Here is a 13,835-nt window from a genome sequence, read left to right on the forward strand (position 1 = left end):
GGAACAGACCCATCTACAAAACCTGTATAATTTCCGTTAGGACCATCATACGTGTTAATACCGCCACCTGGTGGATATTTTGAATAAGCACTGAACCATTGCACATCGAAATGTTCCAGAGCAGCCCATGCCTCGTTTCCGAGACAAATCATAGGATTTTCAAACCATGCTGCATCTATAATAAGGTACGGTGTTTTATCATAAATTACTCTCGTAAAATGTCCACCTTGTGGTTGGCTATATAGATTAATACCACCGTTATTCGGATATTTATTTACAGCAATTCCAAGACCTACTGGTTGTATCGGTTTATCAGTATTGTTGCCACCTCCATCAAAATTCACATATTGCTTTACAATTTCAGAGTAGAAGAAATTCCCTCCGTTTTTATATCGATAACCACCATTGTAAGCAACAGCGATAGGGTTACTATATTTCACCATAGCACCAGTTGTATTTCCAAGAGATGGTGCAACAACCGTTTTAGAATACAGATCCGCCACCGGTAATGAATGTTGTTTGTTGTTAGAAGCTAACCAGCGAAGATAAGCTCGTCCAAAATTATATGATTGAACAATGGCACTTAAATCTGTAATGCCATTTTTCTTCGCATCATCAAAAGCACCCTTTAAATGCTTCACTCCGTAATAAATTGAATCTTTCGGGTTTTTAATTGTATTCATTGCCCATCCTTGTGATTCACTGGATTGCATAATATCAGGTGTCGTTTCAGAATTCCCTCCACTTTCTACCATAATAATTCCAAGCACGTAAGGAACTAACTCAGATACACCTTGTGCAGCACATTCACTTTCTACCATTGATTGCCAACGTAATACCTGTTGTGGTAAATTCTTTGTTTTGACTGAAGCAGCTAATAAATTCATCATTAAACATCTCCTTGTTTTTCTATTATTTCCGCCTGTAAAACTACTACTTTACTAAATATAACTAAAAGCCAAATACCCATTAATCCATCAAATTACTTCATGTTACTCACCTTCTTTCACAACAAAAAGAGCAACCATAAAAATAGTTGCCCTTTCGTCGAAATCTTATATTACTACTATAAATCACTTTTTCAATACTTTCTGTACACTGCATGTATCCTACAAAAAGGTAACATTAAAATCCATCTAAAAACTTGACAATCTTCCTTATTTCAGCGTGTTTCCGGCGTATATAGCCTGTACTATAATGTAATTCAAACGCAATTTGTTCTAAAGTCATTCCATCAACATATTTCATTTTAAGTATTTGATGATCCAGTCCTGTAAACTTATTAATCAAAAGCTTTAAATCATACTCTTCATTCATCTTATGAGCTAATTCATATTCAATTGCTTCAATCCGCCCTTCTACCTTAGCCCCTTCCGATTCAGCGGTTAACCTTACATTTTGCAAATCACCGCTAATCCAACGCTTCAATTCGGCTTTTGATTTATCTAAGTTGTATTCTAAATAAGCAATTTCTTCTTCTAACTTCTTATAATCTTTGAGCCATTCGAACATTTACTGATTCACCCACTTCCGTTCTTTTTACAAAGTCTCTTAATACTAATTTAATAGAATGAATATGCTTAATAGCCTTTTCAATCTTTATTATTTGTAAATCATCTAGCATTTTTTCTTATGACCTATATTTATTTAACACTTCTTGTAATCTCTCACGCTCTTCATCAATAGACTGCACAGTTTTTCTTTCCTCTTCTAGATTTGTTGATTCATCATCTTTATATAACCAATCGGGTACAATCTCTTTTCTATTTGAGTACTTCCTACCTGTCCCGTTATATTTCTTTTTCTTGCTCATTTCGAAACGTCTATCTAGTATGGCCACATCAACTAATGTTTTAACTTCTTGCTCCTTCCAATTCCTCAATATAGCCTTAATGTAGTTCCACCTTGGTGCATTCTCATCAACGGCTTTATTAATTGCATGCTGAATTAACTCATCACTAAACAAATTACAAAAATCCCCCAACTCTGCAATTGCAATTTCACTTAACGGAATGCCCATCCCCTTAATAAAGTTACAACTTACTTTAACCCTCTCATTAATGAATACACGAGAGTCTAATTTATCCATATCATCATAATGATTAGTATTTCGTTTATTAGTAGTTAGTCTATTAGTATTTAGTAGTGTCTGATTTTCCACATATAGCTTTACCACATCTTGGTTTTCCACTTGTGGCATGTTCCTTTGTGGCGTTTCGTAAATTTCCGTATCCCACCTTGTAATCTTTTTCGTATTCCCATCACGAACAGGATAACGTTTTACATAACCTAATTCTTTTAATTCCTTAAAACCTGTACGGAGCGAATCTTCTCCATCCTTAGCATGTCGAGCTAATTCGCTAATATGAAAAGTCCAATCGTCTGGTAATGTAAGCGCATAGGCTAAGATTCCTTTCGCTTTCCATGACAACCTTTCATCTTTTAAACCAGTATTATTTATAACGGAATAATTACTATCTTTTTTCACTCGAATAATCCCCATACTAGCCACCTCATAATTTCTCAAAAACGGTATTCAATGTTATACTTATCTAGAGATATTTTTTCTTATAGAATCCGCTGCAACGGATTCTTTTCTTATTCATTCAAAACAATCATGCTATCCATATCTATTTTCTTCTAAACCTCTCTTATTCCTCAAATTCAACATCCACTTGAATTTCGATATTCATTGGAATTTCTTGTGTTATACGAATCACATTTTGACTCATTCCTTTTTGAATAAGCTTTCTAACCTGCTCTTTTGCATCTTCTTTTGTTTTAAATTCACTGACAGTTGGTAGTCCTGCTAAACTGCTAGTAATCACTAAAATCTTTCTTTGCATGTTTTTTCCTCCTACTGAATGTCTGCCATATTTATTTGTGAGTTTTTAACTGTAATTTCTTCATTTAAAACAGTTGGAATTGAATATTCTTCATTAATAATTTGTATTGCTCTATCCAAATGATGACGCTTAATAGCTTTATAACTATTCACACCAAATTCCCGATGCAACTGACTGTAAATGTCTCTATATAACTTCCTTCTAAGGCCGATATCCTGATAAGAATTTGAATTTTTACCTCCCAATAACATAACACCTAACCTTTTTACAGCCCTTGTTATTTCTTCACACTCGATAGCATACAGCGGCGTATTTTCTCGCAATCCCTTCACCTCAGACTTAATCTCTTGTATCTCCTGGGTATGCCCTTCTAACGCAGCAAATGTTAACTTTAAAACCCCCATTGGATCCTTTGGCACATTTTGTTGATTTTGTATATACTGCTTCATTCGTTTGAACTCTTTCATAAATTTAATTTTTATTTGAACCGCTTCTCTAGTCGTATATCCCATAACAAGTAACGTGAATGCTTCTTCTGTTAAATCATATTTAGGAATTCGCCTGTTCTTCGAATTCATATAAGTGGACTCGTGAAAATTTTCTCCTCCAAACTCTTCATCTACATATACAATTTGTTTTCGAACTTCCTTCAAAACATCGAAGTGATCTTTTTTGAATATCTTCGCAATTACCAAACTATCCGTTACTACTTTGCCATTAACTTCAAATACTAATGAACTATGTACTGATGAGTCAGTTAATTGCCCCATCCTCATCTCCTCCTCACTACTAATTTTGAACTATCTTTATTGTATTGAGATAATTTCGCACTACGCATAATTCGTTGCTTTCTTTTTACAGATTAACTAATTATCGAAATTTAAAATACATACTATGATATGAACCCTTTTATTAAGTCATTATTCAATAATTCAGTTATCCATTTTAAGCAATTCTCCTCCGATTTCAATTCGCTTCGTTTTCTTCAAATTCAAAAAGATATTCCAAATTATGTTCTGGAAAAAAAGTTTTCTTAATTTCAAAAGCTTCATCATAATAAAAACGAAATTTACCATTTATTTTGTCGCTCACTGTTGCGTGGCGAAGTTTCAGATGCGAAGAAATTTGTGTAATCATAATTCTTTTTCTCGCCATCTCTGCACGCAAATTCGGATACATCGACTCACCACCTATCTTTTGTACGATATTGCGTTCATTTCCATTTAAATATAAACTCAATTTCGTATTTAGTCAACAAAAAAAACGTATTTAAATACTCAATTTCGTATACTTTTCTATTTACTAACAAATTCAGTTAGGTTATGATATATACATAAATACGCAATATCGTATACACTTTAATACGAAAGATGGTGAAAGTAATGAAAAAAGCAGAGGTTGTAACACGCTTAATAAAAGAAGCTGGCTATAGCAAAAGAGCCTTCGCCGAAAAAATAGGTCTCCCCCCCACAACACTGCAATCCATGTTATCAAGAGGGATTGGTAAAGCATCTGTTGATAATGTAATAAAAGTTTGTAAGGGATTAGGAATCACTACTGATGATTTAGAAAAACTCGCAACTCAAGAGGACAATACTGTTAAAGAAGAAGTTTCTATTTATGAAACCATCCAAAACGATCAATCAAATATTATTCATATTCCTATCATTGGTTCTGTAGCAGCTGGTACACCTATATTCGCTGAAGAAAATATCGAAGGCTATTTACCAATGCTAAGTACATTTTTAAACAAGCGTAAAAAGTATTTTTACCTTACTGTAAAAGGCACTAGCATGAATCTCGAATTCCCTGATGGTTCTTATGTCTTAGTAGAGGAAACCCCTTATGTTGAAAACGGACAAATTGCTGTTGTAAAAGTCAACGGTTATGATGCTACTGTGAAAAAGATTTCAAAATCTGGAAGCATCATTACTTTAATACCATTGAGTAATGACCCTATCCACGAACCACAGACTTACGACCTTTCAGCGGAAGATGTAAAAATCATTGGTCGCGTTGTACAGGCAGTAAAGAATTATTAAGTTATAGCACAAGTAATTTTAAAAAAAGATAAAATCAATTCTTTTGAAAAGATTTTCTTAGTAACATGATTCAAGAAACCAAAAACAATCCATTATCTAGTAGTTAATATATCCAATAACTTCACTAAAAAAAGCCCTGATACCGTAGTATCAAGGCTTTTTATTTCACAAATTATATAAAACTTACGTTTATCTGATAATGTTCTTCTGTGATATCACTACTTGTTATTAATTATTGGCTTTTATGTGGCTGTTTTTCATTTTGCAACCACATAAAATTGTAATAATAGGGAATTAAAAAACCCTTGATACGAGTTGTATCAAGGGTTCAAGCCTCTTAGTATAGAGACATATATTGGTCGCGTTCCCATTGGTGAACTTGTGTTCTAAAGATATCCCACTCAATCTCTTTCGCTTCGATGAAATGCTCAAGTAAGTGTTCTCCTAGTGCACCGCATACTACTTCATTAGACTGTAATGTAACTAATGCTTGCGCTAATGTTGCCGGTAAGTCAACGATACCTGCTTCTTCGCGCTCTTCTTTTGTCATTACATAGATGTTACGGTCTACTGCAGCTGGTGGAGTTAATTTGTTTTTAATTCCATCAAGACCTGCAGCTAATAATGTAGCCATTACTAAATATGGGTTTGCAGCTGGGTCAACACTACGTACTTCTACGCGTGTACTAATACCACGAGATGCAGGGATACGTACTAACGGGCTACGGTTTTGTGCAGACCATGCTACGTAACAAGGCGCTTCATATCCAGGTACTAGACGTTTATATGAGTTTACAGTTGGGTTTGCTATCGCTGTAAATGCTGGTGCATGTTTTAAAATACCTGCGATGAAGTGACGAGCATCATCACTTAGTTGTAAGTCACCGTTTGCATCAAAGAATACGTTCTCACCATTTTTAAATAATGATAAGTTACAGTGCATACCTGAACCGTTCACACCGTATAGTGGTTTTGGCATAAATGTTGCGTGTAAACCATGTTTACGAGCAATTGTTTTTACAACAAGTTTGAATGTTTGAATGTCATCACATGAGCGAATTGCATTTGCATATTTAAAGTCAATTTCATGCTGCCCTGGAGCAACCTCATGGTGAGATGCTTCAATTTCAAATCCCATTTCTTCAAGTTCAAGAACGATATCACGACGACAGTTTTCCCCTAGATCCATCGGCGCAAGGTCGAAGTATCCACCGTTATCGTTTAATTCTAATGTTGGATTTCCTTTTTCATCAACCTTAAATAGGAAGAATTCTGGCTCTGGTCCAAGATTGAAGTCTGAAAATCCTAAAGCTTCCATTTCTTTTAACACACGTTTTAAGTTGTTACGTGGGTCTCCATCAAATGGAGTGCCATCTGCATTGTAAATATCACAGATTAGTCGAGCTACTTTACCTTTTTCAGCTGTCCAAGGGAAAATTACCCAAGTGTCTAAATCAGGATATAAATACATATCAGATTCTTCAATACGTACGAAACCTTCAATCGAAGATCCATCAAACATCATTTTGTTATCAAGAGCTTTCGTTAATTGTCTCACTGGAATCTCTACGTTTTTAATTACCCCTAAAAGGTCCGTAAATTGTAAACGGATATACTTTACATTCTCTTCTTTCGCCAAACGGAAAATATCTTCTTTTGTGTATCTAGACATTATAAATTCCTCCTTAGTCCCTCTAATCGCCTTCAGAATCAGTTATCTTTAGTGAAAAAATCTTGAAATGTCACCTTGTCGCAATGAAGTTCGATTGAATCTACCTGTATGTTGTAGTTCATCTCGAAGTATTTTGCGAAGCTCAGTTTTTGAAATTTCTTTCGTTTCTTCTTTTACTTTCACTGCTTCTGTTTGATTTTCTTTCATTAGTAACACTTGTTTAATACCAGCCATATTCAAGCCTTGATCTAACAAATCTTTAATTTCTAACAACTTATCTACATCGTTAAATGAAAATAATCTACGATTCCCCTTCGTACGGGTTGGAGAAACAAGATTATGCTCTTCATAGTAGCGAATTTGACGTGCAGACAATTGTGTTAAATCCATAACAATACCAATAGGAAACAGCGGGGCAGAACGTCTATCTTCTTTCATTTTTCAGTTCCTCCTTCGCCTTAACTGTTTCTCATTTTATACCATGTTATGTTTAGTGTCAATAGATGTTAGCTTTTCTTACATGATTTTTTATAAATTTTTTCATTCTTTTTTCTAATCTCACAAATCATTACTTTTATACGAAAAAAGCTGCCGAAATCGACAGCTTTCCTTTAAGAAATTGTTAATAAATTCTTTTCAATCAATTCATCAATCGCAGAACAAATCGCAATTTTAACATGCGAATACGTTAAGCCACCTTGAACATACGCAACATATGGCGGTCTAATTGGACCATCAGCAGACAATTCAATACTTGCACCTTGAATAAACGTTCCCGCAGCCATAATCACATCATCTTCATAACCCGGCATATAGTTTGCATACGGAGTAAAATGCGAATTAATTGGAGATGCATATTGAATTGCTTGACAGAAGGCAACCATACGGTCTTTATCATCAAATTGAACAGATTGAATTAAGTCTGTTCTTGGTGCATTCCACGCTGGTGACGTATTCATTCCTAACTTTTCTAAAAAAGCTGCTGTAAAAATCGCACCTTTTAGCGCTTGCCCCGCAACATGTGGCGCTAAGAAGAAACCTTGATACATTTCTTGCAGACTGTATAAAGACGCTCCAGCTTCGGCACCAATTCCCGGAGATGTTAAACGATATGCACACGCTTCAACATACTGTTCTTTACCAACAATGTAGCCACCAGTTTTTACAATTCCCCCGCCTGGGTTTTTAATAAGCGAACCTGCCATTAAATCCGCACCAACATGACACGGCTCTTGCTCTTCAATAAACTCACCATAACAATTATCTACAAACACAACAACATCAGGTTTAATTTCTTTAACAAACGCGATCATCTCTTTAATTTGAGAAATAGTAAACGATGGACGAGTAGCATAACCTTTCGAGCGCTGAATACCGATCATTTTCGTATTACTATGAATCGCTGCTGCAACAGCTTCAAAATCAACAAGCCCACCTTCAGTTAGCGGAACTGCATTGTAACCAATATTATATTCTTTAAATGAACCTACACCTTTCCCACGCACACCAACGATTTCCTCTAACGTATCATACGGTTTCCCAGTAATGTACAATAACTCATCTCCTGGACGTAAAATACCGAATAACGCTGTAGAAATAGCGTGAGTACCTGAAATAATTTGCGGACGAACAAGTCCAGCTTCCGCCCCAAATACATCAGCATACACTTTTTCTAACGTATCACGGCCAATATCATCATAACCATAACCTGTCGTCGGGATAAAATGCGAGTCACTAATTTTATGTTTACGAAAACTTTCTAATACACGAAACTGATTACTTTCAATTACTTCATCCGCACGTTTATGTACTTCTGTAATCTGACTCTCTACTTCTTTTACGATTGGAGCAATTTTTTCTCCATTTTTCAAACGATCAAACATTTTTATTTTCTCCTTCTTCCACTAAAAATCTCTTTAATTGCACATTAAGCGATGAATGAGTAAAAATATACCCTGCACAATCATATACAAATTTATCTTCCAGAAACTCCATCTTTGCTAATAGCGTTTCCGTCTTTAAAAGCGTTAATAACTTACCTTCACTCGGAGGGATTTCTACTCGATAACGATCCATTTCTTTCTTCATTTTCATTTCTATCGCTTCTTTTATACGCAATAAATCACTTTCTTCAAAAGCACTAGTCATTAAGAAATCACTTTTCGGAAACGGAATAAAGTTTTGATGTAATTCATCTTTTTTATTATATAACGTAATAATAGGAATATGATTAATTTCAAGTTCTGATAATAATCGTTTTACTGTTTTTTCATGCCCTATGTAGTTAGGATCCGCAGAATCAACTACATGTAAAATAACATCTGCTTCCCCCGCTTCTTCCAGTGTTGAACGAAAAGCAGCAATTAATGAAGTGGGTAAATCTTGTATAAAACCAACAGTATCAGTTAGTAATACTGTATAACCAGAAGGTAACGGCATCTTCCTCGTCGTTGGGTCTAGTGTTGCAAACAGAAGGTTTTCTTCAAACGTATTTGCTTCCGTTAATCTATTAAACAGTGTCGATTTCCCTGCATTTGTATACCCTATTAATGAAACTTGAAATACTTTATTGTCTTTTCTTCTCTCACGATATCTTTTTCGATGTTCCACAACAACTGCAAGTTGTTTCTTTATTTCATCAATATGTGATCGAATATGACGACGATCCGTCTCTAATTTCGTCTCACCGGGTCCTCTCGTTCCAATACCACCACCAAGACGTGATAAGGACAACCCTTGCCCCATAAGACGTGGCATTGTATATTGCAACTGAGCTAATTCTACTTGAAGCTTACCTTCCCTCGACTTCGCACGTTGCGCAAAAATATCTAGTATTAGTTGCGTTCGATCAATTACTCTCGCATCTAATACTGAGGATAAATTCCGAATTTGACTCGGCGTTAATTCATTATTAAATATAATAACATCCGGCTCTAATTCTTCAGTTAGCATTGTAAGCTCTTCTAATTTCCCTTTACCTATGTAAGTTGCCGGATGAAACTTTGGTCGTTTTTGCGTTGTTGAAACTAACACTTCCGCTCTCGCAGTCTTAGCTAGTGACGCAAGCTCTTTCATGGAATGCATAAATTTTTCATCATCATCTTGCGGCAATTGACAGCCTACTAATATGACTTTTTCTTTTTCTTCCATCAAATATGTTCACTCATCCTTTTCGAAATTTAAACCTTCTAATATAATAGCAGAGGAAGCACATTTCATCTAGTTAGCGGGGGAGAAAATTCATGGCATGGGAGATTTTTAGCATCATAGGCACAATCGCTTTCGCACTAAGCGGAGCCATTGTTGCAATGGAAGAGGATTATGATATTTTCGGGGTGTATATTTTAGGAATGGCAACCGCATTTGGGGGAGGTGCCCTTCGTAATTTATTAATCGGTTATCCGATTGTCGCGTTTTGGCAACAAGACATGTTATTCCAAATCGCACTTTTATCAATGACTATTATTTTTCTTTTTCCAAATAAGTTAATTAGACATTGGAAAAAGTGGGAAAATATCACTGACGCTATCGGCTTATCAGCATTTGCTGTACAAGGAGCATTATATGCTCAAAAATTAAATTTACCAATTAGCGCCACAATCGTGGCAGCTGTTTTAACTGGTATCGGCGGCGGTATCATTCGCGACCTTTTAGCCCGCAGAAAACCTCTCGTTCTTCGAGCTGAAGTATATGCCTTTTGGACAATTTTAGCAGGTTTCTTAATTGGCGCTCAAATTATTGTTAGCGATTGGGCTCTTTACATTTTATTCATTTTAATTGTTTGCTTCCGCATGGTTTCTATTCATTACAAATGGCATTTACCGCACAGACGTATCGAAACGAAAGAACGTTCAATGCATAAATAGCAATCTAACCTCTTTACATATCGTAAAGAGGTTTTTCTTTTCTAACGATTTTTTCTTTATATAATGTTTATACTAATTTTTAAAGTGAGGTGAATACAAATGACAAACCACGTTAATAAAGGAGCTCAAAAAAGTTCAGTAAACCAATTTGGACACGACCCTAATTCAGCACACGAAAAGAGCGCTAAAATGGAACGCTTCCATAAAGTGCACCAAGAAAAAGCAAAAAAAGAGTAAACGAACTTATACACAAAAATAGACGCACAGTTTATGTACTGTGCGTCTCCTCTTCGAGCATCAAATCCATACTCGATATTCCAATTAAATCATTTTTATCATACGTATCTTCTTGCAACAACCGCATCGCCTGTGTACGAATTGATTTTTCAACAATATTCCGTACATACCGCCCATTACTAAATGATGTAATTTGCGACGAATACTTCACCGCATGTAAATGATCCCTAAATTTCCATTCAGCTTCTTTTGATAACTGATATTCACGATCTTCATACATTCTCTTTCCAATTTCCAATAGCTGATTTACCGAGTAATCCGCAAATTCAATAATAAATGGAAAACGAGATTGCAGCCCTGGATTTAATGAAAGAAAGTGATTCATCTCTCTTGAATATCCAGCTAAAATCAATACAAAACCATGTTGTTTATCTTCCATATGTTTTACAAGCGTATCAATTGCTTCTTTTCCAAAGTCCTTCTCTCCTCCTCGAGCTAAAGAATAAGCCTCATCAATAAACAAAATACCTCCCATTGCTTTTTTTATTAAGTCTCTTGTTTTTTGAGCTGTATGGCCGATATACTCTCCTACAAGATCAGCACGTTCAGCTTCAACCAAGTGGCCTTTCGATAGAATATTCATCTCAAACAGCAATTTCCCTATCATTCTAGCAACAGTTGTCTTCCCTGTACCCGGATTCCCTTTAAACAACATATGAAGTACTTGCTTCTCAGACTTCAATCCCTTCTCTTGTCTTTTTTTATTCACATAAATCCAAGCATATATTTCTTTTATTATCTTTTTTATATCATCCATCCCAACAAGCTTCCCCATCTCTTCTTCAATTCTCTGCAGCATTTCATGTTTAATTGTAGTTTCATTTGAAATTACCGTTTTATTTTCTGTGGCTGGCAAAGAAATTTTCTTTCGATGGTTTAACACAATATTAATTTGATTGTTGTTTTTCTTTCGCATCGATTGTTCCATACAATCACCTCATTTTATCCCGCTATTTGCGGGCAGTAAGACTCCCACCTCGACATTCAGCAAACGCTTGGTATTTAAGCGGTAGATAACCACCCGTAAATGCCCGATTGGTTCAACTAATAATCTCAGAGGATGAACAAAATCCCCACTGATTATAGTTTCACTTTATCCACTCACCAAATATTATTATTCCTGTCCCCCTTGTAAATGCCTATTTTCAGAAAAGTTTGCTATAATATAAGAAATAATTAAGGTGGTGGGACTATGGATACAACGGAATTCCATGATACAATACAAGCCTTTTCTATTTTTTTATTGAATAAAGGCCGAAAACCTTCAACTATTAAACGTTATGTTTATGACGTTGAAGACTTCGGACATTGGTTAGAAAAAAACAAAAAGCTCCCTTCCAGTAATATATGGGCTACACTTTGTACAAAAGACTACGAAGATTACTTTTCCGATTTAAAAACGAATCGACATTACTCAGAAAAAACGATGCATCGTGTATTTACTGTACTAAATAGAATGCATCACTTTCTAAACATTCCCAACCCATTGAAGAATATGGAAATATCTATTCAACCAGACCGTACACTTCGTAACGAAGATTTCATTTCACCTGATGAAGAAAAAAGATTAAAGTATATAGTCACTTCATTAGAAGGACTTTCAGAAAAACAACTTCCTGTGCGCCCTTTATTAATGGATCGCAATATTGCTATTTTAAATCTATTGATCGACTACGGTTTATCCTTACAGGAACTTACAGCATTAACAATGCATCACGTTCACTTTGAAACTAACACATTGTCAATCCCAGCAACCGCAGGTGTAGAAAGAACAATTACATTAGCAAAAGAAGACAAAAAACAACTATATAATTATTACAAAAGTATCCCAGAACCAGTTCGTCCTAAGTATCATAGTGATGATTCATTGTTTGTCGCATTTGATTTTAACCGCGGAACATACAGGTGGGTATATGAAAACGATGCACCAAAGGCATTAACGGAAATTGCTATACAAAAAATGATTCGCCTCGAAGTGGCTAGAGCCAATTTACGTAAAGGAATTTCAGGACAACATTTTCGTAACACCTATATTTTAAACTTAATAAAAAAAGAAACTCCTGAATCAGAAATTATAAAACTCGCTGGATTCAAATCAAAAATTTCATTAAAGCGATATTATCAATACGCAGAAAATAGAAAAAACGCCTTATTGTAAGGCGTTTTTTCTATTTTTTCTTTAAACAAACGATTTTACTATGACCATTTAACTAATTTCTGCATCTACTATGATGAGTTTCGTTCACATTTTCGTGAGAAAGGAGAGATTTAATGTCTCGTTATAACGACAATCAAAACAAATTCTCCAAACCATGCTTTCCAAGTAGCGCTGGACGAATCCCAAATACTCCATCAATCCCAATTACTAAAGCTCAACTTAGAACATTTCGTGCGATTATTATTGATTTAACAAAAATAATCCCAAAACTTTTCGCAAATCCATCTCCCCAAAATATTGAAGATCTAATCGATACATTGAACCTACTAAGTAAATTTATTTGTTCACTAGACGCTACTTCCTCCCTGAAAGCACAAGGGTTAGCTATTATTAAAAACTTAATAACTATATTAAGAAATCCAACCTTTGTAGCAAGCGCTGTATTTATTGAGCTTCAAAATCTCATTAACTATTTACTATACATTACAAAATTATTCCGAATTGACCCTTGCACACTTCAAGAGCTCCTTAAATTAATAGCAGCATTACAAACTGCTTTAGTTAATTCTGCTTCGTTCATTCAAGGACCTACCGGACCTACTGGACCAGCAGGCGCTACTGGCGCTACCGGTGCCACTGGGCCTCGAGGTAACACGGGCGCTACCGGCGCTACTGGACCTCAAGGTAACACGGGCGCTACTGGCCCTACCGGTGCCACTGGGCCTCGAGGTAACACGGGCGCTACTGGCCCTACCGGACCTCAAGGTAACACGGGCGCTACTGGCCCTACCGGTGCCACTGGGCCTCGAGGTAACACGGGCGCTACCGGCGCTACCGGACCTCAAGGTAACACGGGCGCTACTGGCCCTACCGGTGCCACTGGGCCTCGAGGTAACACGGGTGCTACCGGCGCTACTGGTGCCACTGGGCCTCGAGGTAACACGGGCGCTACCG

At 36.0% G+C, this 13,835-nt stretch carries 16 protein-coding genes; 5 read left to right on the forward strand and 11 right to left on the reverse strand.

Going from position 1 to position 13,835, the window contains the following annotated elements:
- The 6 genes from ACTJJY_RS31020 to ACTJJY_RS31045 all read right to left on the reverse strand — a co-directional run.
- A partial coding sequence (locus tag ACTJJY_RS31020; protein ID WP_440607377.1) for a lysozyme family protein occupies positions 1-887 on the reverse strand: 887 nt, incomplete at its 3' end.
- A gap of 238 nt (positions 888-1,125) precedes the next feature.
- The gene (locus ACTJJY_RS31025; RefSeq protein ID WP_000464425.1) at positions 1,126-1,512 is read right to left on the reverse strand and encodes a DUF1492 domain-containing protein; all 387 of its coding nucleotides are present in this window, start codon (positions 1,510-1,512) and stop codon (positions 1,126-1,128) included.
- A gap of 118 nt (positions 1,513-1,630) precedes the next feature.
- The gene (locus tag ACTJJY_RS31030) at positions 1,631-2,503 is read right to left on the reverse strand and encodes a DnaD domain protein (RefSeq protein WP_440607378.1); all 873 of its coding nucleotides are present in this window, start codon (positions 2,501-2,503) and stop codon (positions 1,631-1,633) included.
- A gap of 148 nt (positions 2,504-2,651) precedes the next feature.
- Positions 2,652-2,846 carry a hypothetical protein gene (locus tag ACTJJY_RS31035; RefSeq protein ID WP_001189064.1) on the reverse strand — a complete coding sequence of 65 codons (195 nt, stop codon included), beginning with the start codon at positions 2,844-2,846 and terminating at the stop codon, positions 2,652-2,654.
- An 11-nt stretch (positions 2,847-2,857) separates the two neighbouring features.
- Positions 2,858-3,616 (reverse strand): ORF6C domain-containing protein, encoded by a 759-nt coding sequence (locus ACTJJY_RS31040; protein WP_063537089.1) that lies wholly within the window; start codon positions 3,614-3,616, stop codon positions 2,858-2,860.
- Positions 3,617-3,812: 196 nt separating this feature from the next.
- Positions 3,813-4,025 carry a hypothetical protein gene (locus ACTJJY_RS31045; protein WP_000283430.1) on the reverse strand — a complete coding sequence of 71 codons (213 nt, stop codon included), beginning with the start codon at positions 4,023-4,025 and terminating at the stop codon, positions 3,813-3,815.
- A gap of 203 nt (positions 4,026-4,228) precedes the next feature.
- On the opposite strand from ACTJJY_RS31045, the gene ACTJJY_RS31050 reads away from it, so the two are divergent.
- A complete protein-coding gene (locus ACTJJY_RS31050) occupies positions 4,229-4,888 on the forward strand; it encodes a LexA family protein (protein WP_063537090.1) in 660 nt (219 codons plus the stop codon).
- 337 nt (positions 4,889-5,225) lie between these two features.
- Here ACTJJY_RS31050 and glnA read toward each other — a convergent pair whose 3' ends face one another.
- From glnA to hflX, 4 genes are all read right to left on the reverse strand, one after another.
- Entirely contained in the window at positions 5,226-6,560 is a 1,335-nt protein-coding gene (gene glnA, locus ACTJJY_RS31055; protein WP_000092763.1) for a type I glutamate--ammonia ligase, read from the reverse strand.
- Positions 6,561-6,608: 48 nt separating this feature from the next.
- Positions 6,609-6,998 (reverse strand): transcriptional repressor GlnR, encoded by a 390-nt coding sequence (gene glnR, locus ACTJJY_RS31060; RefSeq protein ID WP_000656783.1) that lies wholly within the window; start codon positions 6,996-6,998, stop codon positions 6,609-6,611.
- Positions 6,999-7,171: 173 nt separating this feature from the next.
- Entirely contained in the window at positions 7,172-8,443 is a 1,272-nt protein-coding gene (locus ACTJJY_RS31065; RefSeq protein WP_069356096.1) for a methionine gamma-lyase family protein, read from the reverse strand.
- Positions 8,436-9,710, reverse strand: coding sequence for a GTPase HflX (gene hflX, locus ACTJJY_RS31070; protein WP_440607379.1), 1,275 nt, complete (start codon positions 9,708-9,710; stop codon positions 8,436-8,438). The genes ACTJJY_RS31065 and hflX overlap by 8 nt, the downstream gene beginning before the upstream one ends.
- Before the next feature lie 92 nt (positions 9,711-9,802).
- Here hflX and ACTJJY_RS31075 point away from each other — a divergent pair, with 92 nt between their 5' ends.
- Together ACTJJY_RS31075 and ACTJJY_RS31080 are read left to right on the forward strand one after the other, a co-directional pair.
- A complete protein-coding gene (locus ACTJJY_RS31075; RefSeq protein ID WP_000312267.1) occupies positions 9,803-10,426 on the forward strand; it encodes a trimeric intracellular cation channel family protein in 624 nt (207 codons plus the stop codon).
- Between the two features lie 99 nt (positions 10,427-10,525).
- A complete protein-coding gene (locus ACTJJY_RS31080) occupies positions 10,526-10,663 on the forward strand; it encodes a hypothetical protein (RefSeq protein ID WP_440607380.1) in 138 nt (45 codons plus the stop codon).
- A 31-nt stretch (positions 10,664-10,694) separates the two neighbouring features.
- Here ACTJJY_RS31080 and spoVK read toward each other — a convergent pair whose 3' ends face one another.
- Positions 10,695-11,651, reverse strand: coding sequence for a stage V sporulation protein K (spoVK, locus tag ACTJJY_RS31085; protein WP_000438196.1), 957 nt, complete (start codon positions 11,649-11,651; stop codon positions 10,695-10,697).
- Between the two features lie 264 nt (positions 11,652-11,915).
- Here spoVK and ACTJJY_RS31090 point away from each other — a divergent pair, with 264 nt between their 5' ends.
- Both ACTJJY_RS31090 and ACTJJY_RS31095 read left to right on the forward strand, forming a co-directional pair.
- Complete coding sequence (locus ACTJJY_RS31090) at positions 11,916-12,881, forward strand: tyrosine-type recombinase/integrase (RefSeq protein ID WP_000381624.1); 966 nt, start codon at positions 11,916-11,918, stop codon at positions 12,879-12,881.
- Between the two features lie 113 nt (positions 12,882-12,994).
- Positions 12,995-13,835, forward strand: an 841-nt coding sequence (locus ACTJJY_RS31095; protein WP_440607381.1) for a collagen-like repeat preface domain-containing protein, incomplete at its 3' end; no start/stop codon positions are given.

Source organism: Bacillus sp. 22475 (genome assembly GCF_052044835.1).
Lineage (GTDB): Bacteria > Bacillota > Bacilli > Bacillales > Bacillaceae_G > Bacillus_A > Bacillus_A cereus.

Coding starts and splice junctions, on each gene's coding strand:
- ACTJJY_RS31030 (WP_440607378.1), bottom strand. CDS start 2,503: ATGGGGATTATTCGAGTGAAAAAAGATAGTAATTATTCCGTTATAAAT.
- ACTJJY_RS31065 (WP_069356096.1), bottom strand. CDS start 8,443: ATGTTTGATCGTTTGAAAAATGGAGAAAAAATTGCTCCAATCGTAAAA.
- ACTJJY_RS31045 (WP_000283430.1), bottom strand. CDS start 4,025: ATGTATCCGAATTTGCGTGCAGAGATGGCGAGAAAAAGAATTATGATT.
- glnA (WP_000092763.1), bottom strand. CDS start 6,560: ATGTCTAGATACACAAAAGAAGATATTTTCCGTTTGGCGAAAGAAGAG.
- spoVK (WP_000438196.1), bottom strand. CDS start 11,651: ATGGAACAATCGATGCGAAAGAAAAACAACAATCAAATTAATATTGTG.
- ACTJJY_RS31040 (WP_063537089.1), bottom strand. CDS start 3,616: ATGGGGCAATTAACTGACTCATCAGTACATAGTTCATTAGTATTTGAA.
- ACTJJY_RS31050 (WP_063537090.1), top strand. CDS start 4,229: ATGAAAAAAGCAGAGGTTGTAACACGCTTAATAAAAGAAGCTGGCTAT.
- ACTJJY_RS31080 (WP_440607380.1), top strand. CDS start 10,526: ATGACAAACCACGTTAATAAAGGAGCTCAAAAAAGTTCAGTAAACCAA.
- hflX (WP_440607379.1), bottom strand. CDS start 9,710: ATGGAAGAAAAAGAAAAAGTCATATTAGTAGGCTGTCAATTGCCGCAA.
- ACTJJY_RS31025 (WP_000464425.1), bottom strand. CDS start 1,512: ATGTTCGAATGGCTCAAAGATTATAAGAAGTTAGAAGAAGAAATTGCT.
- ACTJJY_RS31090 (WP_000381624.1), top strand. CDS start 11,916: ATGGATACAACGGAATTCCATGATACAATACAAGCCTTTTCTATTTTT.
- glnR (WP_000656783.1), bottom strand. CDS start 6,998: ATGAAAGAAGATAGACGTTCTGCCCCGCTGTTTCCTATTGGTATTGTT.
- ACTJJY_RS31075 (WP_000312267.1), top strand. CDS start 9,803: ATGGCATGGGAGATTTTTAGCATCATAGGCACAATCGCTTTCGCACTA.
- ACTJJY_RS31035 (WP_001189064.1), bottom strand. CDS start 2,846: ATGCAAAGAAAGATTTTAGTGATTACTAGCAGTTTAGCAGGACTACCA.